Raw genomic sequence first — 22,003 nt, 5'->3', positions numbered from 1 at the left:
TGTCAGTGGCACCACGTCACCACCGCATGTGACGTGGTGTCACTGGTCGGGGCCCCTGGCTGCCGGATACTGACATGGTGACCGCGAGATCGCCACGCTTCACCGAGTCGACGCAGGGAAGGCTGCGCCGGCTCAACCTCGCCACGTCACTGCCGCCGGTGGTGTTCGCCGCGGTGGTCCTGCTCTGGACCGACGCGCGCGCCTGGTGGCACATTGTCGTCCTGGCGCCCGGGGCCGTGGCGGCCGTGGTGGCCTTCGAACGGTGGACGGCCAACGACCTCGCCCGGGTCGCGCTGCCCTGCCTGGTCGTAGCGGCAGCGGTCTGGCCGCTCGGGGTCCTGGTGACCGGCAGCCCCAACGCCTACTGGGGCGTCTGCGCCGTAGGTTCGCTTGCCCTACGCGAGGTGCGACGGCGCCGGGCTCTGACGATGGCCGGGCTGTTCACCTACGTCGCCGCCGTCGGCGCGGCGCGGCTGCTGGTGCAGCGGGACGACATCGGTGGAGTGCTGGTCACCTACGTTCTCATCCCGACCGCTCTCACCGTCGTCGTGACGGTCTTCACGGTGGTGGGCGAGCGGTTCTACGACCTGATCCGGGAGCTCGAACAGACTCGGGAACGCGAGGCGGAGCTGGCCGTGGTCCGGGAGCGCGTGCGGTTCGCCAGCGACCTGCACGACATCCAGGGCCACACCCTGCACGTGGTCAAGCTGAAGATCGCCCTGGCCCAGCGACTGCTGCTGCGCGACACCGCTCGGGCGGAGAAGGAGCTGCGGGAGACGTACACGCTGGTCAGCGACACCATCGCGCAGACGAAGGAACTCGCCTACGCGCAACGGCGGCTCAACCTCACCGCGGAGATCGAGAACGCGAAGAACCTGTTCGAGGCCGCCGGCATCCGGGTCCGGGTGACCCGGGAGGCCGAGGTCGATGCCCGCACCAGCGAACTGCTCGGGCAGGTGCTGCGGGAGACGACCACGAACATCCTGCGGCACGCGCAGGCCACCCAGGTGCAGATCACGCTCGCCGCGTCGGGCATCACCATCGTCAACGACGGCGTGACCGCCAGCACGCCCCCCGAGCTCCGGGGACTGGCGGCACTGAGGCAACGGGTGGCCGGCGACGGGGGTGAGCTGACAGTGGAACAGAAGGACGGGCGGTTCCTGACCGCAGCGGTCTTCCCACCCGCTCGGGCCGACGCGGCCCCGACCGTTACGGGGGACGGCCGATGACCACCATCGTGCTCGCCGACGACGAGGCGCTGTTGCGCACGGCCCTGGCCGCGCTGTTGCCGATGGAGGGCGACATCACCGTTCTCGCCGAGGCGCAGGATGGCCGGACGGCGATCGCCGCCACCCTGCGGCACCGGCCCGACGTGCTGGTCATCGACCTGGAGATGCCGGGCGTGGACGGCCTGGGCGCGGTCGCCGAGATCCGCCGGGAGCGACCGGAGCAGGTGATCCTCATGCTGACCCGGCACGCCCGCCCCGGCGTGCTGCGCAAGGCGCTGAAGCTCGGCGTCCAGGGCTTCGTCAGCAAGTCCGCCGAGCCAGGCCACATCACCTCCGTCATCGCCACCCTGCACGCGGGGAAACGCTGGATCGACCCGGACGTGTCAGTGCTCGCCGTCACCGACGACTCCCCCCTCACCGACCGTGAAGCTGACGTCCTGCGGGTCACCGGTGAGGGCTACTCGGTCGCCGACATCGCCGCCCGGCTCCACCTCGCTCCGGGCACCGTCCGCAACTACCTCTCCAACGCGATGCGCAAGACGCAGACCCGGACCCGCCACGAAGCGGCCCGCTACGCCCGCGAACACGACTGGCTGTAACGCCCTGATCGCCCTGTCGGCCGAGGCCGCGATCCCCACGGTGTGACGGTGGTCGGGATGAACGCAGAAAGCTCACGCCTCCTGACGCCGGACCGTGATCGGCATCAGCACTGGCCTGATGGCCATCATCAGCCGCGGCATCGAGGCGCCGGTCGCCTTCCACGTCGCCAACAACGTCCTGTTCACGACCGTCAACACGGTGATGGCCGACGGCGAGGCCTTCGCGATCGACCGATCCACCGACTCCGGTGACGCGTCCCTGCTGATCCTCGGCGCTGTCAACATCGCCATGGTGGCGCTGGTCTGGCTGCGCGAGCGGCGAGCCCGGGCCGTCAGTAGTCGGTGAAGGCGTTCACCCAGGCGGGCAGCTGTTCGGAAGGGAGGAACACCTGGAGGTCGCCGACTGTCTGGGTCGCCGTGCCCCACACCTCGTACCGGCTCCCGGGGCTGATCGGGGTGCGGTCGTGCAGCAGTCCGTGGAGCAGCGCCAGGGTGATGTCATCCACCCGGCCGTGGAGCCGGGCGGTGTGCATCAACGCGAGCAGGCTCTGCCGGCGGGTCTCCGGATTGGGCGAGCGTAACCCGCGGGCGACCCTGGGCAGGACCGCGTCGGTATCGGGGTTGTTGTAGACCAGAGCGATCAGTGCGGCCCCGACGTGCTGTTCCCCGCGGTCGAAGGCCGCGTCGATGTCCGCGGGTTCCTGGCAGTGGTTGAGATTGCTGGCCCGCTCCCAGTCAAGGTCGACGGGCTCGGCGTCGTCGCCCTCCGGTGCACAGTCGCCCGCTGCCGCATAGATCACCGGCCGAGTATCCGCCGATCGGCACGTCAGCACCAACCAGTATGTGAGGTCAGGCGTTGAGGTCGGCCCACTGCGCCTGCGTCAGCAGGCTTCCATACTCCAACCGACGGGCGACCTCGGTCTTCGTGGCCGCGTCCAACGTCTCAGGCAGGTCCTCGAACGAGGCGGGCAGGACATCCAGCAGGGACATGACCTGCTGGCCGTCGCGCATGGCCAACAACAGCATGCACCGCCAGTGCGGCGAGAACTCAGGCCGGTGCCGGGCCTGGTGCACCAGCACCGGCCACAGATAGTGCACCGCTTCGGGGTCAGCGAACGCCGCCAGCCAGCCGGCACCGTGATTACGGTTCAGTCGGCACTCGATCGCCTGCGCGTCGAGCCGGATCAACTCCGACGTGTCGACCGCCTTGACGGTACGGGGAACACCTGAGCTCACCACGCGAGTCTCCCACCCCAGACGGACCCAACAAGCCCGCCCTCGGATGCCGCGACGCCGTGGCCCTGGTCAGGAGGCCAGGCGGCCATCCTGGTTGTCCACCGGGGGCGTCGCGTATACCGATAACGGTCTACCGTGGACATACAACCGAGCCGTGAATGCCGGACGGAGCGCTGCGGACGAACTTGCCCACGGCGGAAGAGCCGTTTCCCGAAGCGGTCATGACATGACAGCGGCATGCGGCACCAGAGCCTGATGTCACATTGGTCTCGCCGATCACGGAGCAGTTCACCTTCCAAGGCCGCCAGCAAGTACGCACCTTGCTCGAAGTGGCCCTGGCCGCGATCGACGACATCACCTACACCGACCAGGTCGCCGAGGGCCGTACCGTGGCGCTCTTCTACGAGGCACAGATCGGTGCGGTGCCTCTCTACGAAGCCCAGCGACTGCGCCTGGGCGCCGACGGCCTGATCAGCGACATCACCCTCTACGTCCGGCCCTTGCCGGCGCTCACCCTCCTGACGGCTCGCCTCGGGCCCGACTTGGCCCGACGCAACGGAAAGTCGGGCCTGGCCCGGCTGATCCCGCTCGCCAGCGGCTCGATGGCCGCCACCGGTGAACGGAGAATCATGCCGAGAGTGGCACCCCGGTAGCAGCCCTTGCTGTCGGCAATCAGCCGGGTTTGGTGCGTTGACACCTCCCGCACCTCGCTCTGCTGGGGGAGTTGAATCGACCCAGGGAGGGAGGCGTCACGGTGTCGGCTTGGCGAGGGTGCTGGTATGCCCACTTTCAGAGGTCGTCGCTGGGCGTACGGCGCCTTCGCTTGGTTGATCTTCTTTGTGGTGTCCCACGTGATCCTGGTGTTCTTCCCCGGGGACGATCCAACCGGTGATGGACCGTGGGGCATGAGGGCCTACGTGATCTTCAACGTGGTGCTCATCTCCATGTCGGCCATCGGAGCAGCCGTCGTTCTCGCCACAGTCCGCCCGCCGGCTCGACATCTTCCCCGGTGGCTACTTCTGACGCCACTGTTGTCTGGCAGCACGCTGCTCGTCATCCGGGGTGTTCCAGGGATGGTCGAGAATCTTCTGATGGTCACGGGTATCCGTCGCGGTGGTTTCGTGGGGGTGGCGGACATCTCCACTGGCGAGTTCTGGACCGGCATCGGAATCAACACCTACTTCTTCGCAGGAGCAGTGTTGTTGGTTGGGACAACCGTTTCCTACGGCTGGCGATCTGCGGAGAGTGCTCCGGAAAGATCAACGGAGCTGTCTCGATGAGGCGTACCGAGGTCCGGGGAGCGGATGTCGGGCGGCGTCGCGAGTATCGACGAGGATTCACCGCGTCTTGTGGACCGCGGCGGCGAACTCCTGCCGCAACAGCGCCGCCTCGTCCTCGCGGTCACAGAGCAGCAACACCCTGAACTCTGGCTGGCCGAATGGGCTCGCCCAGTGATGAACGGCCCGCGACAGGATCCGGAACAGGGTGTGCCGATCCTCGGCACTGCTCGACAGAACCCGGGGAGCGTTGTCGACAACGATGAGATACCCGTCCGCGGGCAACCAGGTCAGATCACGGAGACAATCGGACAACGCGTCCCAGTTCCAGCCGAAGTAGCCGGGAAAGAACAGCGCGTCGGAGAACTCGTAGAAGGTGTGGTCCGCGTCCGTCATCCTCGTTCCGTCGAGCCGGGCGACGACGAACCTGCCCGCTGCCGGTAACACCGCCGCCAGCTCGACCCGGGCACTGCGCGAGCAGACCACGACCTCGTCGGTGGAGCCGTTCCACCAGCTGCTCATCCTTGTGCCCCACCACGGTTGACGTGGTTCCGCGAGCTCAGCGCCTCGCGGACGATGACCAGGTTGGCCATGTCGACGACCGGCCGGTAGCCGAGGGCGGCGTAGATCTTGTTCGATGTCGGGTTGGCTTGGTCGGTGAACAGGCAGACCCGCGTGCCCTCGGTCTGGATTCGCCGGGAAACCTCGGCGACCGCGTTGCTGGCCCACCCGCGTCCGCGCTGGGCCGGCGGTGTGTACACCGGGCCCACGCGGGCCACCCCGAACGACGGTGGGTTGGCGCCGGTGAGGTGCACCGGCGTCCCAGTTTCGTCGACCCAGAACCACAGCCGTCCGCCGCGGAGCCGACGCATCATCTCCGCGTGGTCGGGCACTTCGTGCGCGCTGGCACCGCGCGGGCGGCCCGCCTGTTCGTCGGCGTCGCCCATGAACGCGGCGGACCACTCCGTGACCAGTCCCACGTCGCCCTCGGTCGCGGCCACCAAGCCGCCCGGCACCGGTGGCGGCCACGTCAGCTCGCCGAGCTCGTGCAGCCGTGTGTGCTGGTTGACCTGGACTCGGCCGCCGCCGAGGCGGGTCAGCTCGGCGGCGCACAGGTCAACAGTGGGCAGGGCCCCGTTGACCGCGAGGACCTCCTCCCCGCGCTCGTGCAATGCGCGGGCCAGCGCAACGGCCGCCTCCTCGGGCATGGGCAGCAGGAATGGCGGATAGGGGGCGTACGGCGCCGCGCGCATCCCGGCACCGACCACGGCGCCGGAGTCGTCGCTGACCACCAGCCACCAGTTACGGTCGGGCTGCGAGACCCCCTCGGCCCGCTGCGACAACAGCCGGTTCGCGACGGTGGTCACGACCGTGCTGACGACCGGATCGGCGCTCAGGTAGTCACCCGCAGCGGCCAGGAACTCGCCCGGATCGGCGCAGAATCGCAGCCGCAGTCCGGCCCTCGAGACGGTGCTCATCCGCGTACGCTAACCGCCGCTTACCACATCGACCCAGGGATTTTGGGCGGCCCGAGGAGAGGCAGGCCCACGTGAGCGGGGTGACTGTCAGACCCGCGGCCCGCAGCACCATGCGGTGATGGGCCAGACCGGGGTTCTCGGTGGCGATGGCGCGTACGCCGCGCCGGTGCAGCGTCCGCGCCAGCAGGGAGAGGCCCTGGTGAAGCCGCCGTGATGACCACCGCGTCCGGGCTCGCAGATGCAGGTCAAGCGACTTCGTCACTCGGCAACGATCCCATTCGTGCGAGCAGCTCCGGCAGGTTCGGCGACGACTCACGCGCCAAACCAGACCATCGACCTCGACGTACGTGCCGTCGACGAACTACGCGTCGCCAGGCGCCGGTGCCGACGGTCACCGCTGGAACTGGGCTAGTTTCTGCGGGTTTAGGATGATCAACACTCGTTCGATCCCGGCGGGTGAGGCGTCGATGGTGACCAGAGCGACAGTTGTCCCGGGCCGCGAGACGAGGATCGCGGCTTGGCCGTTGGACTCGACGATCTCCGGTGAGAGGTCGCGGCCGAACTTCCGGATCAGTCCCAGGATGTAACGCGCGACGTTGTCACGTCCGACGACGGGTAGCTGGGCGGCCCGGACGGTGCCACCGCCGTCGGCGAAGGAGATGGCTGTTTCGGCGAGCAGGTCCTCGAGCTGGGTCAGCTCACCGGAGCGGGCTGCGGCGAGAAAGGCATGCAGCAGGCGGTCGCGGTCGGCGTGGCCGACCGGTTCGCGCCGCTGCCGGGCCAGGTGCGTGCGGGCGCGGTGGCCGAGCTGTCGTGCGTATGCCTCGCTGACGTCGAGTACCTCGCCGATCCGCCGGAATGGGTAGTCGAATGCCTCCCGCAGGACGTACACCGCCCGCTCGGCCGGGGTGAGCCGTTCCAACAGGAGTAGCACGGCGAGTTCGAGTGACTCGTTGCGTTCGGCCTGGAGTGTCGGATCGGCGGAGGTGTCGACGGGCTCGGGTAGCCACGGCCCGGGATACAGCTCGCGGCGGGCGCGAGCCGACGTCGCGGCGTTCAGAGCGAGCCGAGAAGTCGTCGTGACCAGGAAGCCGATCGGGTCCCGGACCTGGCTGCGTTCGGTCTGCTGCCACCGGAGCCAGGCTTCCTGCACGATGTCCTCCGCCTCCGCGACACTGCCGAGCATCCGGTAGGCGATGCCGAAGAGCCGCGGACGGACCGCGTCGAACACCGCTAACGCGTCGACCAGTGCCCCGTCTTTTCCTCGCCCTACCATGGCCGCCGCCTCGTCGCTTCTATCCCTGAATGTGCAGGTGAATTCGAACTGCCGCCGATATCGCTGCTGTCTGTTGGGCACCAGCCACACAGGTACCCCTGCGGGGCCGTACTACAGCACTTGAGCGGCGTTATGGCCCGCGGCTTGGGTCGGCGACGATTCGAGCAGACCGATACAGATCTGCACGAGCGTGCCGGCGAGCCAGGTAAAGGGACTGTCGATGCCATCCTGTTTGTCGTCCGGCATCGTGTACCAGACGGTGTACGTCACTTGTACCGCGTGTTCGGCGGCGTCGACTGAACCGAGCAGGTGGTACGCGAGGTTCTTGAGGAGGCGTCGTTCGGCGACGACGACGCAGAACGCGCTGGGTAGCGCGTTTGACCGAAGTGGCCGGAGGGGTTCGGGAACCATCGGCTCTCCCAATGGTTGACGCAGCAGGCTCAGTGGGCGGCCCGAGCCGAGGCGAGGCCGCGCCGAGCCGCCGAGCGGTCGCGTAGCGCCGTCAGCAAGATGATCACCAGGCCGATGAGCGCCACGGCCGCGTTCGCGGTGGTGAGGAGGATCGCCTCACCTACGGTCGCCCCCTGCATGTTCGTGAGGTGATAGAAGAAATGGGGCAGCGCGAAGACCGAATAGGCAGCCGCGGCAGGGATGACGAAGTGGGCCTTGGGTTTAACCGCAGCGATGCCCAGCAGCAGGGCGATCGCTAGTGATGCCGTACCGAAGTCCCGCGCGTAGTGCTCGCTGAACGGCGGCGTGAGATCCACGGTCGGGAAGTTCGCGTAGAAGTTGGCCGGCCAGATCGCGTTCCAGGCTCCGACCACGAAATTGTCGAGAAACAAGATCGCCAGTGCGATGCGGATGATGGCGGTCATGATCGTCGCTCCTTGCGCTGTACCAGTGGTGGGCGAGTGTCACCAGGTACGGACCGAGCAGGTCTCCGATTCGTGACACACGGCCCCGGCCGCGACCTCTGCTGTCACGAATCGGGGGGCCGCTCGGTCCTGTTCGCAGACGTCGCGGTCGTTCGCGGCGGAGGGGAGCACGCCATGAAGAGGAGCGTTGCGGCGCGCGTGACCGACAAGTCAGACACCGGTCGGGCGCCTCGCATTCGTCGTAGCGTCAGATTGATCGTCACGGTCGCGCTTGCTGCCGGTTTCCCGCTGGTGGTCACGCCCGCGCCCGCGTACGCGCACGGCGCGACGCATTCGGTCACGCCGAGCGCCGGTGCCGCGCTCGCGAAGGCCCCGCAACGGGTCGAGGTGGTGTTCGCCGCCGAGATCACGTCCGACAGCAGTGTCACAGTGACGGACCACACGGGGACCGATTGGGCAGGCGGTCGGCCGGTTATCCACGGAGCGACGCTGCGCCATCAGATGAGAGCGGATATGCCTGACGGCTGGTACGAGATCAGTTGGCGAGCAACCTTCACCGATGGACACCCGGTAGCCGGCACGGCGGAGTTCACTGTGGGAGCGGAAGCTGCGGCGGCCGCCGCGGCGAATCCGTTTCGGGCCCGTCTCACACACGGCGGAGTCGTCGCGTTGTACGCCGCTTCCGGTGTAGCCGTACTGGCTCTCCTACTCGCGATCATGACGCTCTCACGCGGTGTATACGGCGCCAGCAAGCGCACCGATACAGGTGAGGGTTCCACCCTTTAGGGCTATTTGTGCATCTATTCCTGGACGAGAAGTCTCGGAGAGGTAGAACCAACAGTGACATCACAGCGGCTTATCCCCCTTTCACCCCGGCCCCCGGTCCGGACTACGCGCCACCGCGGCGTTACGGCGAACGCAGATCGGGAGGTAGCTCAGTGCGTATCGCGGTAGCTGGTGGGACCGGCTGGGTTGGACGTCTCGTCGTCAACGCCGTGCGGGCCGCCGGCCACGAGCCGGTCATACTCGCCCGCTCCACAGGGGCAGACCTGATCCGCGGTTCCGGGCTGGACGAGGCGCTGACCGGCGTACCGGTCGTGATCGACGTCAGCAACACGTCGACGATCAACCGGAAGAAGTCGGAAGACTTCTTTGGTACGGCGACAACCAACCTGCTCAGTGCAGGCCAGCGCGTCGGGGTTCGGCACCACGTCGCGCTGTCGGTCGTCGGCGCCGATCGGGTGAATTGGGGTTACTACGCGGGCAAACGACGCCAGGAGAAGCTCGTCCTGGACGGTGCGGTACCCGCGACGGTGCTCCGCTCGACGCAGTTCTACGAGTTGGCCGCGCAGATGCTCGCCACCATTCCCGGACCGATCGCAGTGGTGCCCCAGATGCTCATGCAGCCGATCGCGGCCCACGAGGTCGCCAACTGTCTCGTCGACCTCGCCCTGGCAGACCCGGCTGGCCGGGCGCCCGAGATCGCCGGTCCGCAACAGTTGCGCATGCCGGATATGGCCCGCCACCTGCTACGCACCCGCGGCAGTCACCGCGTTGTCCTGCCCGTCCGCCTTCCGGGAGCGACCGGTCGAGCCATGGCCGGAGGTGGCCTGCTGCCCACCGCCCTCGGTCCGCGTGGCACACAGACCTTCGACCAGTGGCTGGCCAGCCCGGCAGCGCAGAACGCCACCGGGCGGACCCGATGAACGAAGGCCGGTCACCCACCCCCGCCGCACCGCAGGCAGCGTCATCAGACGGGCGGGACACCGCGCTGACCGCGCTGATCCGGATCGCTCTGGCCGTCCTCTTCCTCGACGAACTCGTTGTCGGGTTCTGGAACCAGGTCTTCCCCGAAAGCTTCTACAACAACTTCCCGACCGTCGCCCTCACCCCGCCGTTCAGCGACCACTACGCGCGAGACTTCGGCGGAGCCACCCTCGGCCTGGCCGTCGTCCTCGGCATAGCGCTCGTCGCACCTCGAGCCGCATTCACCATCCCCGCCGCGGCGGGATTCTCCACCTTCGCCATACCCCACTTCTTCTTCCACCTGACCCACCTTCACCACGCCACCGTTGGCGAGAAGGTGTTCCTCACGACCGCCAATGCCGTCGTCGCCCTGCTCGGCCTTCTCGTCATCGCCCTGACGCTCATCCGAGACGCCAGGCATCGCCGCCGCCAGGGCGGCACCGCCAGCCGATAACCGGCTGGCGGCAGAGTCGGCTGGGTGGCCTGGCGGTGGCTGCACCAGGCCGCCCGGCGTCTCGTCCGACGTGGCGGGTAGCCAGCCCGTGGATGAGGCGGGAGGGCCGTAGCCCGGCGAGGCCGAGGCCAGAAGTGTCGGTTGTTGGTCGCGGCATGTGGATGTCCAGCCGTCGTAAAGGAAGAAAGCATTAACAATTTTCGATTATTGTGGCGGTGGTGCGACAAGTCGGTAGAGGCAGAGGACGCACAGGTTCCGGGTACCGACCGGGGGAGGCGCTAGCCAGGACATGGTTGACACTCAACGGGCAGCGCAGGGGGCGTTCGCTCAGTTCGTGCGCCACGCAGTCGACGCCGCTCACGAGGAGCAGGGCTGGTCGATCAGGCAGGTCGCGGCTCGTAGCGGCGTCGGTCGCTCCACTGTCTTCCGGTGGCTGTCCGGCGACTGGGAGCATCACCCGGAACTGCCCAAGGTGCGGGCGTTCTGCGCGGCCTTGGACCTGCCGCTCGGCGCGGCCCTGCGCGCCCTCACCCCGCTGGCGCACACCACATCGCCGCCGGATGCGCCGGTCACGGACCCGGCGACGGAGGCGCTCCTCGTGGCCGTCCGTGACCGACTTGTCGATCCCCGCACCACCGCCGCCGAAAGAGAGCACATTCGGGCTGCCTTATGCCGTCTCGCGCGCCCAAGGTCCTCGCGCGCTGGCTGACGCCGCCCGGTGAACGCAGCCCGAGCGGCCTATTCCGATGCTGGTCGACGGCGGATGACCAGCAGGGCGATGTCGTCGTTAGGGTGCTCCTCCGCGGTGGTGGCCATGATGTGGTCGCACAACGCCTCGGCTGGCCCGGACTGTACGGCGTCGGCGAGGCGCTCGATCCCGGTGTCGATCAGTTCGCTGCGGCGTTCGACCAGTCCGTCGGTGTAGAAGACGAGCGCCGCACCCGGCGGTAGGTCCAGGACGGTGGTGCGGCGATTGGCCAATGGTCGGCCCACACCGAGTGGCCGGTCCACCGTCAGGTTGACGAGCTGGGTGGGTTGGCCGGGGGCAGCGAGCAGCGGTGGCAGATGGCCTGCGGAGGAGAGGTGCACCGTCGTGCGGTCGGGTGCGATCAGGGCATAGACGGCGGTGGTGAGGGTGCCCGCTTCGAAATGGTGGATCTTGCGGTCGAGGGAGGTCAGCGCCTGGGCGGGATCGTCGGAATCGAGGGCGTAGGCGCGGAGCGCGCTGCGGATGCGTCCCATGACGACGGCGGATGGCAGCCCATGGCCGGAGACGTCGCCGATGACGGCGCCCAGCCAGCCCGAGGGCAATGTGAACACGTCGTACCAGTCGCCGCCGATGCCCAGGTCGTGGCCGGGTACGTACCGGGCCGCCAGGTCCAGGCCGGGGACGTCGGGTAGCCGGCCTGGTAGCAGGCTGTGTTGCAGGGCCAGCGCTGCCTGCCGGTCGAGGACCTGCGCTCGGGCCTGACCTGCGAGGCTGGCTCGATCGGCAACGAGTTGCAACAGCCGCACGTCGTCGGGACCGAACCGCCGCAGGGCCAGGGAGCCGACGTGCAGGACGCCGACGAGGTTGCCGTTGACGAGCATGGGCACGCCCAACAGGGCACGTATGCCAGTGGCGAGCAGGATGGGATTGACTACGTCGTCGGGCGTAACGTTGTCGATGGTGACTGGTGCGCGTGTCGCCGCCACCCGCCCGGCGAATCCGCGTCCGACCCGGATGCGGAAACCTCGGCGTACCTCCTCTTCCAGGCCCTTGGCCGCTGTCGCGACGAGCTCGCCGGTGTGGTCGTCCAGCAGCAGGATGGTGGCGGTATCGACCTTGAGTAGGTCCCGGACCCGTTCAAGTAGCTCGTCGAGCAACTCGGCGATGTTCAGCCCCGACAGGGCGGCATCGGTGATCGCCTCGATGCGACGCAGCCGCTCGTCATTCGTCACCAGCTCGGCATCGGCCACCCAGGAAGCCTAGACGCCGGCACGCCGCCGATAGCATGCCAGCAGCGAGATCAACAGTGTCGCGCCGCCGACGTGGGGTACGTTCCCATGTCACATCGATGCCTTGGTCGACCGGTGAACCCGTTCCGGAGAGCTATCCTCCCTCGTGCCACCGGCGAGGTCACCGGCTCCACGTCCGACAGGGAGGGGAAGCAGTGGCGAACCCACCGCTCGACCAGCATGCCCCCACTGCCGGAAAGCCCCTGTTCTCCTCGTCCTTCACCCTCGCAGACTTGACCCGCGTCCGACAGGAGGTTCAAGCCGTCAGCCGCCGGTGCGGCCTCGACCACGACGAGACTGAGAACTGGGTCATCGCGGTCAACGAATTGATGATCAACGTGATTCGGCACGGGGGTGGCAGAGGTGGCCTACGCCTGCTCCTGGACGGTCAGCTCACCTGTGAAGTCACCGACCAGGGGAGGGGCTTCAACACCGCTCGCTACGTTCTCCGCGCCGAGCGACCGCCCCTGTCCGACACCGGAGGAATGGGCCTGTGGGTGGTCGGGCAGATGGCCGACTACGTCCTCGTCGACAGCGGACCCGCAGGCACGACCATCCGCATCGCGGCACGCACCCGCGACACGCATGAGTAGCCGTCACCGGCTTTTCAAGAAGATCACCTCGAGGACGACGGACGGGCAACCGTTGTGTCACCGCTGCATGCGCCGACCCGGTCAACCACGAACCGTGCAGCGGTCGACGGAGCCGATCGCGAGGGTGAGGGCGGCCTGCGTGATGATCGCCGGGTGTTCGCGCGCCGTCGGGTAGGTCTCTCAGGTGGCCAGACCGACCCGGTGATGTCTGAATGACGCGGGCGGGCCCGGCGTGACGCCGAGCCCGCCCGTTTCAGTTCGGCCTGTGCGCGGAGCCGGCCGTGATCAACGTGCGACGGAGGCGAGCCTGAACTGCTGGTTGGTTTGTCCGTGGCAGTCGTAGAGCTGGATCTGGGCTCCGTTGGCAGTGCTCCAGGCGTCCAGGCATCGTCCGGACTGGGCGTTGCTGATGGTGCCGTTGGAGTTGACGTTCCACTGTTGGTTGGTCTGGCTGTGGCAGCTGTAGATCTGCACTGCCGCGCCGTTGGCGGTGCCTGCCGCGTCGAGGCACATGGTGCCGTACACCTGGAGTTGTTTGTTCGAGGTGTAGGTCCATGCCTGGTTGGTTTGTTTGTTGCAGTCGTAGAGCTGGACCCGGGTGCCGTTGTTACGTGAGGCGTTGGGTACGTCGACGCACCGGCCGGACTGCGTGCCGACGATCTCGCTGGCGGAGCCGGGTGGGACGGTCGGCGGATCGGTGGGGGTCGGTGTCGGGGTGGTCGGCGTCGAGGGCAGCAACGGGCAGGTGCTGCGGTACGTGACCACACCGCTGGAGTCCAGCAGTGGGCAGAGGAACGGGCTGTACCGGGTGTCGCTGTCGATGAACATCTTGACGAACGGCAGCATGGTCCGGACCATCACCGGGTTCGACCGTCCGACCATGAAGCCATGGTCCGCGCCGGCGACCTCCACGTAGACGCTCTCCGTCGTGGCCGGGAGGCTGTTGTACAGGCCGGTGGCGTAGGACGGGGTTACCACCGTGTCCGCCTGCCCAGCGAAGATCATGGTCGGCACCCGGTCGTTGGCCAGGTTCGACGACGGCGAGTACGGCGCGATGCCGACCACTGCCTTCAACGACGGGCGCCGGGTGGCTGCGCTCAGCGCGCCACCGCCGCCCATCGAGTGACCGGCGACCGCCAACCGGTTGGGGTCGACCCGGTCGCGGACGGGGCTCTGCTGTGTGAGGTAGTCCAGTGCGGCGAGCAGTTGGGTGCCTCGGGCCGTGTCGAAGTCATTGCGGCTGTTGGTCTCGATGCCGATCACGACGAAGCCGTGGGAGGCCAGCCACGGTCCCATCCAGGCCAACTCGGCGGAGAACAACGCGGTGTAACCCGGCGAGATCGCGATGGCCCCGAAGGTGCCCTGGCTGGTGTCGGTCGGGTAGTAGATCCTGCCGCCGTTGAAGCCGTACCCGGTCGGGACGCTGACCGACGTGTTGGCGAAGGGGCCGTTGACGGCGGTGACGCTGGTCTGGGTGGGGTCCGGGCCCCGCTGGTACGGGTTGTCGGCGGCCGATGCCGAGCCGGTCGCCACGGTGATGGTGAACAACCCGACTGCGGCGGCGATCCCGGCCGCGGCGAGCTTGAAGAGCCGTCCCCGAAATCGGGCCGACACACGCTCTGTGCGGGTGTCCCCTGAGGGCGGGGGGTGATGTCCGTGTCCTCGCACTGTCGGTACCTCCTGGTGGTGGGGTGGGTGCGGGACGGGCGGGCTCGGTGTGGTGCCGAGCCTGCCCGCCCCGGGGTTGTCCCGTCGTCAGCGTTGCAGCGTCAGCAGACCCGGCCGGTAGGGCAGGAGGCCGTAGTCGCCGCCGGAGCTGGGGGAACGCCCCTGGTAGAGCAGTTGCAGGTTGCAGGCGTCAACGGTCATGGTCTGGTCGGCGTTGCTGCGGATCAGTTCGCCGTGACTGATGTCGTTGGTCCAGGTGGCGCCGCTGTTGGCCTTGCCGGCGAAGGGGTTGCTCTCGGACGTGGCTTGCGGCGTCCACGTACCACCCAGGTTGGTGGCCGTGAACGATCGGAAGTAGCGCCCGTTCGCGCCGATCGCCTCGACGAGCATGAGGTACCGGTTCTGACCCTGGAGTTTGTAGACCTGAACCCCTTCGAACAGGTTGTTCGTCGAGTCGGTCATGATCGTCGTGTAGTTCGACCCGAAGCTGCCCGGGAAGTTCCCGATGGGCATGCTGGCCCGGTAGATCCTGCCGTTGTCACCGGCGAAGAACAGGTACATGTTCTGGTCGTCACCGATGAGCGCCTGGTCGATCGGGCCGGTGCTGGAGTTGGAGATGCTTCCGGTGAACAGCGTCTGCGCCGCGGACCAACTGTTCACGTTGGTCGGGTCGGTCGACGTCCGGTAGGAGAAGGCCGGCCCACCCCACTGATAGGCCAACACCCAGACGTTGCGCGGCGCGAAGTAGAACAACGACGGCGCCACCGCCGCGAACGGCATCTGATTCTGCGACGCCGACCCCATCTGGTTCCAGTTCGAGAAGAGACCGAAGTTCATCGAACCCCACGTCGTTCCCGTGTCGTGCGTTGTCCCGTAGACCAACTGCTGGCCGTTGTACGGCGCGTGAGTGAAGTCCTTCAGCGACACCCACCCCGACCTCGGCTGCGCCAGCGCGCCCGTCGACGACCAGCGGTACGACGACGGAAGATCACAGCTACCGCCGGTCGGCGGCGTCGTCGGTGTCGGCGTCGGCGTTTGGGTGGGCCCGCCGGAGGTGGCGAGCCTGAACTGCTGGTTGGTTTGTCCGTGGCAGTCGTAGAGCTGGATCTGGGCTCCGTTGGTGGTGCTCCAGGCGTCCAGGCATCGTCCGGACTGGGCGTTGCTGATGGTGCCGTTGGAGTTGACGTTCCACTGTTGGTTGGTCTGGCTGTGGCAGCTGTAGATCTGCACTGCCGCGCCGTTGGCGGTGCCTGCCGCGTCGAGGCACATGGTGCCGTACACCTGGAGTTGTTTGTTCGAGGTGTAGGTCCATGCCTGGTTGGTTTGTTTGTTGCAGTCGTAGAGCTGGACCCGGGTGCCGTTGGTGGTTGCGGCGTTGGGTACGTCGACGCACCGGCCGGACTGCGTGCCGACGATCTCGCTGGCGGAGCCGGGTGGCACGGTGGGGGTGGGCCCCGGGGTGGTGGGCGTGGGAGTGGGGCCGGCGCTGTTCAGCGCCTCAAGGGTGGCCGTGTAGGCGGCCTTCTTGTTGCCGTTGCAGTCGAAGAGCAGGGGAGTGCCGCTGGAGCGCCACGAGTCGCAGTCTCGCACCCCCCACACCGTGAGCCCGTTGCAGCGAGCCACGGCAAGGCAGTCGTTGACCACACTGCGGAAGGTGTTGGCCTGCGTCGTGCCGGATCCCTCGATGTCCAACTCGGTGATCTGCACGTCCACCCCAAGAGCGGCGAAGCTGGACAGCGTGGTGCGGTAGTTGCTGTTGTACGGCGAGTTGGCGTTGAAGTGCGACTGGAACCCGACGCAGTCGATCGGCACCCCACGCTGCTTGAAGTCGCGCACCATGTTGTAAACGGCCTGCGTCTTGGCCCAGGTCCAGTTGTCGGTGTTGTAGTCGTTGTAGCAGAGCTTCGCGTTCGGGTCCGCCGCGTCGGCGGCGCGGAACGCCGCCTCGATCCAGTCGTTGCCGGTGCGCTGGAGGTTCGAGTTGCGACGGGCGCCGCTGTTGCCGTCCTCGAACGCCTCGTTCACCACATCCCACGAGTCGATCTTGCCCCGGTAGTAGGTGGCCACCCGGGTGACGTGGTTCAGCATCGCGTTGCGCAGCGCGGTGCCTTCCATGCTCTGCATCCAGCCCGGCTGCTGCGAGTACCAGGCCAAGGTGTGGCCCCGGACCTTCCAACCCCGGGAGATGGCGTGGTTCACGATCCGGTCCGCGTTGCTGAAGGTGAAGTTGTTCTGCTGCGGCTCGGTCGCGTCGATCTTCATTTCGTTCTCGGGAGTGACGCTGTTGAACTCGCGGTTCAGGATCGTCGTGTAGGCGCTGTCGTTGAGTTTGTTGGCGGCGACGGCGGCACCGAAGTACCGGCCGGACTGGGCCGCGGCGGCGCCGAGGGTCGTCTCGGCGGCCTGGGCCAGATTGGGCAGCAGCGAAACGACCAGGGCCAGAATTATCGCTGCTGTTCCGGAAAATGTGAGCGTTCGCAGTCGGGTGCTTCTGATGGGACGGGTCCGGGAGACCATGCTGATCCTCCAGTGGTGGGGTAGGAAATTCCTGTCGCTGTTCCGTTGGGAGGCCCCGCTCGGGTCGCGGCGGCCACGATGGTGAGTTCGCCCGAGCGGGCCGGGACTCACGTCAGGCGTCCGCCTGGATGCGAGTCGGCTGGGGCTGCCTGGCCAGCGGGTAAAGGGTGCTGAAATGTAGGTCCGGTCGCCCGTCGGGGGGGTGGTTGCGGGCGCTGGGCTCTTCCGGTGATGGGCGTGGTCACCTGGCAGGTAGGTGGGCCTGACGGTCGCGTGGAGCGCCTCCAGTGCTAAAGGGATCTTGTTAACGTTCACACTTGTCGATGGCTCTCAGGCTGGCAGAAAATTCCAGAGTTTTCAACCGGTAGTTTCGGACCTGTTACGGGTCAGAGCGGTAGGACACGAGTCCCCGCTCACCGTGGCTGGTCGACCCGCGTTACGCGGTGGTGCCGGGCAGAGTCGGCACGCCGCCCAGATACTGAAGGCGTGGCGCTCGACTCCGGCAAGGGCTACCGGTTCTGGACCCTCGTCGTGACCAACCTCGCGGGCATTGCCATGGGCATCTCCGTCAACGGTCTGCACGACGACTACGGCTGGACTGCCGCCGGTGCATGTGCGGCTGCGGCCGGTGCGACTGCATTGCTGGTCCGACTGCGCCGGCTGCCACCGCGAGCTCCCCTGGTCCGGCTGATGCACCGCGTCTTCCTGGCACTCGCGTTCGCTACGTTGGTGGTCGGAGCCTTCGGATCGGGCAGCACCGCGCGGTACGCCCTCCCGGCGGCGGCCGGTGCCGTCATCGTTGTGCTGGTCACCACACCCGGCGTGCGGTTGTTGGAGACGCTCTTCCGGGTGGCGATGATCGGCGTGGCCGTGGGCTATCTGAGCACGTTACTGCCCGAATGGAACCGGTCGGACGCCACGAAGGCCCTCATCGTCGGCGGTCTCGTGGTGCTGGCAAACGTCTACCTCGTCGGCCGGGATCACGGCTTCGCGTTCGTGGCGGAGTTCTTTGCCGCACCCCGCCCGCATCTGGCCATTCAGCCGCTGGGCGGCGGCACTGCAATGATCATCCTCGGAGTCGCCGGCTTCTTCGAGGCCGGGCCGATGGCCCCGGCGATCTTCGGTTCGCTCGGTCTGGCGGGGGTCGCGGTCGGGCTATGCCTGCTCAAGGGCGGTCCCCACGCGGGTGCGATCGCGGTCACCGTCACGGGGGTCGCCACGATCGTCATCGGTGCGGCGTTCTCCACCATGCGCGGGGGTGCACTGGTCGGCGTCGCGTTGATCATCCTCGGTGTGTCGTTGGCGGGCAGGGGCCTTACCCGGACGAACGTCCTTGCGAGCCTGCAAGCCTTCGGGCGGCGGATGGTGCAGGACCCGGACACCACTTCGTGAGCGAGCCTGGCCAAGTGCACCAGCCAGGAGGCAGGGACATTCGACGACCTAACCTCCTAGGACGCTGTACGGGTTGTGCCTTGACCGACTGTGTCGCCCGTGTGGCCGGAGCCGTGCCCAGCAGCAGCTTTGGCTACTCGAACCACCAAGGAGCGACTGCGGTCGGTGGTTGACAGGGGGATTGGGCCTTGCCCATCCCGGGATGGGGCGATTCGCCGGCGCCATCCTGTTCGTCCTATCGCGGTAAAGCTCCGGACAAGGAAAACGTGACGCTACGGAGATGGCCGCACACGTGCTGAAACCCCGCGTCCAGCTGACGGGGGCGGCAGAAAATTCGCGCCGAGAAGCGGTAACCAAATTGGCTGGCCAACCCGTCGTGTGAGTGATGGATCGCCACTGCGGGCGGCCGGCCGAGGAGGAATAAGGGACATGGGTGACGTCCGTGGGCGTTTCAGGGACGACCTGGCCCGACACCCCGCCCCGCCGTTGGGTGACCTGGTCCAGCAGTCGGTGATGCAGGGCCGCCGAATGCGCCGTCAGCGCCGCCTGGCGCAGTTCGGCGCCGGCGGATCGGCGTTGGCGATGCTGCTCGTGATCGGCCTGGCCGCCGGGCCGCTCGGCGTCGGCACGGGTGACGCCGGCCAGCCCGCCGGGCCGAACGTGGTTTTACCGGGAGGGTCGGTCGACACCGCCACGCCGTCCCCGGCCGACTCCCCAGATGGGTTCGAAGAGGGCACCGACAGAGACCCCTTTCGGCCAGTGCCGCCGACTCCCTCGACCACGGTGATCGACACCGTGGGGATCGGGGCGGGGCCGGACGGTGAGCTGCGGACCACCACGCCGCAGGGCGCGCTGGAACTGCTGACCCGGCTTCTGCCCAAGGGGAAGACCAGCGGTTACGCGAGTCTGGAGAGCAGCGGGGCGGGCCCCGGCATGCCGTACGTCCAGCTCTACCTGGACCGAGGCGATGGACCGGGCATGCTGCGGCTCTCCATCTACCGGGACCGCCTCGGCGGCGACCCCGCCCCGGGAACGGTGGAGCTGACCGAAGTACCCGACAACTGCGTGCAGACCCAGATGGTCACCGTGCACCACCGCGCTGGCCTCCAGATCGATCTCATGATCGCTACCTGTCTGGCCTGGGACGCCAAGGGAACCTCGCCGGCACCGCCCGTCCTCTCCGTGAAGGAGGCGACCGAGATCGCCGCGAACCCGATCTGGGGGACGACACTGCCGGCCGAGTTCGTCATCAACGGTGCCAAGAAATTCCCGAAGCTGGCCCGGTCGAATGGCTGACGAAGACTTCGTGGAGTTCGCGCAGGCGACCGTTGGCCGGCTGCGCGACGCGGCGTTCCTGATGTGCCGCGACTGGCATCTCGCCCAGGACCTCACCCAGACGACGCTGGCCAAGGTGTACGCCAACTGGAGGCGGGTCCGCCGGGCCGACGACCCCCACGCGTACGCCCGCAAAATACTGCTGCGCTGCATGATCGACCAGCAGCGACGCCGTTCCAGCCGCGAGTTGGCGATGTCGGCACCGCCGGAGCGGGGCGAGGAGCATCCGGCCGAGCTGCGCATGACGTTGCTGGACGCGGTCGCCACCTTGCCGTTGCGGGATCGGGCGATCATCGTCCTGCGTTACTGGGACGACCTGAGCGTGGAGACGACCGCCGAGGTTGTGGGCGTCTCCACCGCCGTCGTCAAGAGCCAGAGCATGCGCTCCCTCAACCGCCTGCGTGAGTTGCTCGGCGAGACCCGTTCCGAGCTGTTCGCCGAGGAACGCCATTGACGGGTCCCGTCTGCCGCCGGGGTGTGGCGGATCCCGATGGTGTCGGACCGTCGGCTGGCAACCGCAGCGTCGGTGCTGTGGCGGCGACGAACGTGTCGCCACGCGTCGTCGGCCGAAGCGCCACCTGCGGTGGCAAGTATCTGCGTTTGGGGAGGTTTTCGGTGTCCGTGGCGAGCAGCAGGACGAGCCGAGGCCGGATTCGCGGCAGAGGCCGAGGTTCGGTCGCGGCCGTGCCGGCGGTCCTGTCGGCGTTGATGGTGATGGCCGCGGGGTGCCATCGGGGGGAGCCCGGTGTCGGCCCCGACGAGCTGCGCACCGCAAACGCGGAACGGGGCGATCCGAGCCCGCTGCTGGGGGCGGGCGACCTGGGAGCGGACTGGCGTGAGGACGACGCGCGAACCGGTCTGGCGTCCTGGCCGTGGGAGCAGGACAGCTGCCCCAACTACCGGGGCAGCGACTACCCGGCCAAGTCGCATCGGCGCGCTGCCGTGGAGCGCTACTACCGGCTGTCTGATGGCTCGTCGCCGGCTCACCACGTCGTGGAGACGTACGAACCTGGATGGGCCGAGCGGAACGTCGAGGACGTCCGTCGGGTCCTCCTGCGGTGCGCGAGCTACCCGGTCCTCGGATCGCAGGTCTCGTTCGATGTCGTCGACCCGCATTATCTGGAGGGCGCCGGCATGCTCATTCGAGGTCGCATCGCGCGTGCGGACGTCCCGAACACCGTCACGTACTTCGTGATGGTGAAGCGAGGCGAGACGGTCTCGACGGTCCGCCTGCCCGATCCGGGCAGCCAGGTCGTTGTGGACGAGATCGCGGCGAGGGCGGTGGCCCGCCTTGGCTGAGCGGAAAGGTCGGCAACTGCCGCGACGCTGGGTCATCTCCGCGGCCACCATGTCGCTGGCCGGCGTCGCGACGGCCGCCTTCGGTGCCACGCGCGGTCGCGACGACGGACCATCGCACGGTCCATCCCCTGCCAATCCGATCCCCACGACGCCGGCCATCGACCGGATCGGCCAGGCGAGAACGCGCATCAAGGCTTACGTGGAGCGGTACGACGGCCATCTGGCGGTCGCGGCACTGGATCGACAGGGAACGGCTGCGGTGACGGTCGGCACCAAACGGTTCGAGACCGCCAGCATCGTCAAGGTCAACATCCTCGCGGCCCTTCTGCTGCGCCAGAACCCGCCGGGCAAGGCCCTGGGCTCTGACACCCGGCGGTTGGCCGAGGCCATGATCGTGTCCAGTGACAACGATGCGGCGGTCGCCCTGTGGCAGCGGATCGAGGGCTCGCGTGGCCTCAACGCCGCGAACCGCGTGCTCGGTCTGCGCGAGACGAAGCCCAACTCGCACTGGGGACTCACCACGACCACGGTCGCCGACCAGCTCCGTCTGCTGACCGCGCTGACGTCGCCGACGGGACCGTTGACCCCGCAGGACCGCACCTTCGTCATGGGCCTCATGAAGAAGGTGATCCCCGAGCAGCGGTGGGGAGTCACCGCCGCGCGGGAGCCGGGCAGTCGTTCCGAGTACGTCAAGAACGGCTGGGACACCGCTGATGTCGACGGGGGTCGCTGGCTGGTCAACAGCATCGGACGCATCGTCGAGGCCCGTCATGACTGGCTGATCGCCGTGCTCTCCGACCATCACGTGAGCCAGAAGGAGGGCATCCGCGTCGCCGAGAAGGCCGCCACGTACGTGCTCAAGGAGCTGCGCGCCGCCACTGCGGGCGACGGCCCGTCGCAGGGGTAGCCCACGGCACTGGGCAGGCCGACAGTGGGTGCGGTCGACCTGCCCGGAGGCGGGCGCTCGTCCAATGCTGGGACCGCATGGCGGTGTCCCGCGGAAGAAAGAGATTGCCCCGGGGCCAGAGCTC

25 protein-coding genes are annotated in these 22,003 nt (G+C 67.8%); 15 read left to right on the top strand and 10 right to left on the bottom strand.

What is annotated here, in order from left to right:
• The first annotated feature begins 74 nt into the window (after positions 1-74).
• From ACQRWP_RS15840 to ACQRWP_RS15830, 3 genes are all read left to right on the top strand, one after another.
• The gene (locus ACQRWP_RS15840) at positions 75-1,229 is read left to right on the top strand and encodes a sensor histidine kinase (RefSeq protein ID WP_430503001.1); all 1,155 of its coding nucleotides are present in this window, start codon (positions 75-77) and stop codon (positions 1,227-1,229) included.
• Positions 1,226-1,828: a response regulator gene (locus ACQRWP_RS15835; RefSeq protein WP_430503000.1), complete on the top strand. Its 603-nt coding sequence runs from the start codon at positions 1,226-1,228 to the stop codon at positions 1,826-1,828. The genes ACQRWP_RS15840 and ACQRWP_RS15835 overlap by 4 nt, the downstream gene beginning before the upstream one ends.
• A 118-nt stretch (positions 1,829-1,946) precedes the next feature.
• Complete coding sequence (locus tag ACQRWP_RS15830; RefSeq protein ID WP_430502999.1) at positions 1,947-2,174, top strand: hypothetical protein; 228 nt, start codon at positions 1,947-1,949, stop codon at positions 2,172-2,174.
• Here the strand turns inward: ACQRWP_RS15830 and ACQRWP_RS15825 are convergent.
• Entirely contained in the window at positions 2,161-2,628 is a 468-nt protein-coding gene (locus ACQRWP_RS15825; RefSeq protein ID WP_430502998.1) for a hypothetical protein, read from the bottom strand. The genes ACQRWP_RS15830 and ACQRWP_RS15825 overlap by 14 nt on opposite strands.
• A gap of 49 nt (positions 2,629-2,677) precedes the next feature.
• Positions 2,678-3,064 (bottom strand): hypothetical protein, encoded by a 387-nt coding sequence (locus ACQRWP_RS15820; RefSeq protein WP_430502997.1) that lies wholly within the window; start codon positions 3,062-3,064, stop codon positions 2,678-2,680.
• A gap of 329 nt (positions 3,065-3,393) precedes the next feature.
• Here ACQRWP_RS15820 and ACQRWP_RS15815 point away from each other — a divergent pair, with 329 nt between their 5' ends.
• Entirely contained in the window at positions 3,394-3,717 is a 324-nt protein-coding gene (locus ACQRWP_RS15815) for a hypothetical protein (RefSeq protein WP_430502996.1), read from the top strand.
• A 198-nt stretch (positions 3,718-3,915) separates the two neighbouring features.
• Positions 3,916-4,344 (top strand): hypothetical protein, encoded by a 429-nt coding sequence (locus tag ACQRWP_RS15810; protein ID WP_430502995.1) that lies wholly within the window; start codon positions 3,916-3,918, stop codon positions 4,342-4,344.
• Between the two features lie 57 nt (positions 4,345-4,401).
• On the opposite strand, the gene ACQRWP_RS15805 is transcribed toward ACQRWP_RS15810, so the two are convergent.
• The 5 genes from ACQRWP_RS15805 to ACQRWP_RS15785 all read right to left on the bottom strand — a co-directional run bounded on the left by ACQRWP_RS15805 (position 4,402) and on the right by ACQRWP_RS15785 (position 7,970).
• Positions 4,402-4,863 (bottom strand): barstar family protein, encoded by a 462-nt coding sequence (locus ACQRWP_RS15805; RefSeq protein ID WP_430502994.1) that lies wholly within the window; start codon positions 4,861-4,863, stop codon positions 4,402-4,404.
• On the bottom strand, positions 4,860-5,819 hold the full coding sequence (locus tag ACQRWP_RS15800; RefSeq protein ID WP_430502993.1) for a GNAT family N-acetyltransferase: 960 nt from the start codon (positions 5,817-5,819) through the stop codon (positions 4,860-4,862). Before ACQRWP_RS15800 ends, ACQRWP_RS15805 begins: the two co-directional genes overlap by 4 nt.
• Before the next feature lie 391 nt (positions 5,820-6,210).
• Positions 6,211-7,095 (bottom strand): RNA polymerase sigma factor SigJ, encoded by an 885-nt coding sequence (gene sigJ / locus ACQRWP_RS15795; RefSeq protein WP_430502992.1) that lies wholly within the window; start codon positions 7,093-7,095, stop codon positions 6,211-6,213.
• Positions 7,096-7,206: 111 nt separating this feature from the next.
• Positions 7,207-7,506 carry a hypothetical protein gene (locus ACQRWP_RS15790; RefSeq protein ID WP_430502991.1) on the bottom strand — a complete coding sequence of 100 codons (300 nt, stop codon included), beginning with the start codon at positions 7,504-7,506 and terminating at the stop codon, positions 7,207-7,209.
• Between the two features lie 29 nt (positions 7,507-7,535).
• The gene (locus ACQRWP_RS15785; protein WP_430502990.1) at positions 7,536-7,970 is read right to left on the bottom strand and encodes a hypothetical protein; all 435 of its coding nucleotides are present in this window, start codon (positions 7,968-7,970) and stop codon (positions 7,536-7,538) included.
• Positions 7,971-8,144: 174 nt separating this feature from the next.
• Here ACQRWP_RS15785 and ACQRWP_RS15780 point away from each other — a divergent pair, with 174 nt between their 5' ends.
• The 4 genes from ACQRWP_RS15780 (at position 8,145) to ACQRWP_RS15765 (ending at position 10,879) form a co-directional block, all read left to right on the top strand.
• Positions 8,145-8,756, top strand: a complete 612-nt coding sequence (locus tag ACQRWP_RS15780) for a copper resistance CopC family protein (protein ID WP_430502989.1) — start codon at positions 8,145-8,147, stop codon at positions 8,754-8,756.
• Positions 8,757-8,908: 152 nt separating this feature from the next.
• Positions 8,909-9,676 (top strand): SDR family oxidoreductase, encoded by a 768-nt coding sequence (locus ACQRWP_RS15775; protein WP_430502988.1) that lies wholly within the window; start codon positions 8,909-8,911, stop codon positions 9,674-9,676.
• Entirely contained in the window at positions 9,673-10,170 is a 498-nt protein-coding gene (locus tag ACQRWP_RS15770) for a hypothetical protein (RefSeq protein WP_430502987.1), read from the top strand. The genes ACQRWP_RS15775 and ACQRWP_RS15770 overlap by 4 nt, the downstream gene beginning before the upstream one ends.
• A gap of 289 nt (positions 10,171-10,459) precedes the next feature.
• A complete protein-coding gene (locus ACQRWP_RS15765; RefSeq protein WP_430502986.1) occupies positions 10,460-10,879 on the top strand; it encodes a helix-turn-helix domain-containing protein in 420 nt (139 codons plus the stop codon).
• 29 nt (positions 10,880-10,908) lie between these two features.
• Here ACQRWP_RS15765 and ACQRWP_RS15760 read toward each other — a convergent pair whose 3' ends face one another.
• Positions 10,909-12,129: a PP2C family protein-serine/threonine phosphatase gene (locus ACQRWP_RS15760; protein WP_430502985.1), complete on the bottom strand. Its 1,221-nt coding sequence runs from the start codon at positions 12,127-12,129 to the stop codon at positions 10,909-10,911.
• 194 nt (positions 12,130-12,323) lie between these two features.
• On the opposite strand from ACQRWP_RS15760, the gene ACQRWP_RS15755 reads away from it, so the two are divergent.
• A complete protein-coding gene (locus ACQRWP_RS15755) occupies positions 12,324-12,761 on the top strand; it encodes an ATP-binding protein (RefSeq protein ID WP_430502984.1) in 438 nt (145 codons plus the stop codon).
• A 285-nt stretch (positions 12,762-13,046) separates the two neighbouring features.
• Here the strand turns inward: ACQRWP_RS15755 and ACQRWP_RS15750 are convergent, their stop codons facing one another.
• Both ACQRWP_RS15750 and ACQRWP_RS15745 read right to left on the bottom strand, forming a co-directional pair.
• Positions 13,047-14,375 carry a ricin-type beta-trefoil lectin domain protein gene (locus tag ACQRWP_RS15750; protein ID WP_430502983.1) on the bottom strand — a complete coding sequence of 443 codons (1,329 nt, stop codon included), beginning with the start codon at positions 14,373-14,375 and terminating at the stop codon, positions 13,047-13,049.
• Between the two features lie 141 nt (positions 14,376-14,516).
• Complete coding sequence (locus ACQRWP_RS15745; protein ID WP_430502982.1) at positions 14,517-16,946, bottom strand: non-reducing end alpha-L-arabinofuranosidase family hydrolase; 2,430 nt, start codon at positions 16,944-16,946, stop codon at positions 14,517-14,519.
• A gap of 486 nt (positions 16,947-17,432) precedes the next feature.
• Between ACQRWP_RS15745 and ACQRWP_RS15740 the strand changes: the two genes are divergently transcribed.
• The 5 genes from ACQRWP_RS15740 (at position 17,433) to ACQRWP_RS15720 (ending at position 21,879) form a co-directional block, all read left to right on the top strand.
• Entirely contained in the window at positions 17,433-18,338 is a 906-nt protein-coding gene (locus ACQRWP_RS15740; RefSeq protein ID WP_430502981.1) for a hypothetical protein, read from the top strand.
• A 429-nt stretch (positions 18,339-18,767) separates the two neighbouring features.
• Positions 18,768-19,634, top strand: coding sequence for a hypothetical protein (locus tag ACQRWP_RS15735; protein WP_430502980.1), 867 nt, complete (start codon positions 18,768-18,770; stop codon positions 19,632-19,634).
• Positions 19,627-20,127 carry a SigE family RNA polymerase sigma factor gene (locus ACQRWP_RS15730; protein ID WP_112639157.1) on the top strand — a complete coding sequence of 167 codons (501 nt, stop codon included), beginning with the start codon at positions 19,627-19,629 and terminating at the stop codon, positions 20,125-20,127. The genes ACQRWP_RS15735 and ACQRWP_RS15730 overlap by 8 nt, the downstream gene beginning before the upstream one ends.
• A 77-nt stretch (positions 20,128-20,204) precedes the next feature.
• Positions 20,205-20,972 (top strand): hypothetical protein, encoded by a 768-nt coding sequence (locus tag ACQRWP_RS15725; protein ID WP_430502979.1) that lies wholly within the window; start codon positions 20,205-20,207, stop codon positions 20,970-20,972.
• Positions 20,965-21,879, top strand: a complete 915-nt coding sequence (locus tag ACQRWP_RS15720) for a serine hydrolase (protein WP_430502978.1) — start codon at positions 20,965-20,967, stop codon at positions 21,877-21,879. Before ACQRWP_RS15725 ends, ACQRWP_RS15720 begins: the two co-directional genes overlap by 8 nt.
• Positions 21,880-22,003: the final 124 nt, after the last annotated feature.

Source organism: Micromonospora trifolii (genome assembly GCF_050516465.1).
GTDB lineage: Bacteria > Actinomycetota > Actinomycetes > Mycobacteriales > Micromonosporaceae > Micromonospora > Micromonospora trifolii.
Note: the sequence above shows the minus strand (reverse complement) of the source record. Positions and strands in the feature narration are given on the sequence as shown.

Coding starts and splice junctions, on each gene's coding strand:
- ACQRWP_RS15800 (WP_430502993.1), bottom strand. CDS start 5,819: ATGAGCACCGTCTCGAGGGCCGGACTGCGGCTGCGATTCTGCGCCGAT.
- ACQRWP_RS15765 (WP_430502986.1), top strand. CDS start 10,460: ATGGTTGACACTCAACGGGCAGCGCAGGGGGCGTTCGCTCAGTTCGTG.
- ACQRWP_RS15790 (WP_430502991.1), bottom strand. CDS start 7,506: ATGGTTCCCGAACCCCTCCGGCCACTTCGGTCAAACGCGCTACCCAGC.
- sigJ (WP_430502992.1), bottom strand. CDS start 7,095: ATGGTAGGGCGAGGAAAAGACGGGGCACTGGTCGACGCGTTAGCGGTG.
- ACQRWP_RS15785 (WP_430502990.1), bottom strand. CDS start 7,970: ATGACCGCCATCATCCGCATCGCACTGGCGATCTTGTTTCTCGACAAT.
- ACQRWP_RS15735 (WP_430502980.1), top strand. CDS start 18,768: ATGGGTGACGTCCGTGGGCGTTTCAGGGACGACCTGGCCCGACACCCC.
- ACQRWP_RS15745 (WP_430502982.1), bottom strand. CDS start 16,946: ATGGTCTCCCGGACCCGTCCCATCAGAAGCACCCGACTGCGAACGCTC.
- ACQRWP_RS15730 (WP_112639157.1), top strand. CDS start 19,627: ATGGCTGACGAAGACTTCGTGGAGTTCGCGCAGGCGACCGTTGGCCGG.
- ACQRWP_RS15780 (WP_430502989.1), top strand. CDS start 8,145: ATGAAGAGGAGCGTTGCGGCGCGCGTGACCGACAAGTCAGACACCGGT.
- ACQRWP_RS15805 (WP_430502994.1), bottom strand. CDS start 4,863: ATGAGCAGCTGGTGGAACGGCTCCACCGACGAGGTCGTGGTCTGCTCG.
- ACQRWP_RS15830 (WP_430502999.1), top strand. CDS start 1,947: ATGGCCATCATCAGCCGCGGCATCGAGGCGCCGGTCGCCTTCCACGTC.
- ACQRWP_RS15770 (WP_430502987.1), top strand. CDS start 9,673: ATGAACGAAGGCCGGTCACCCACCCCCGCCGCACCGCAGGCAGCGTCA.
- ACQRWP_RS15840 (WP_430503001.1), top strand. CDS start 75: ATGGTGACCGCGAGATCGCCACGCTTCACCGAGTCGACGCAGGGAAGG.
- ACQRWP_RS15835 (WP_430503000.1), top strand. CDS start 1,226: ATGACCACCATCGTGCTCGCCGACGACGAGGCGCTGTTGCGCACGGCC.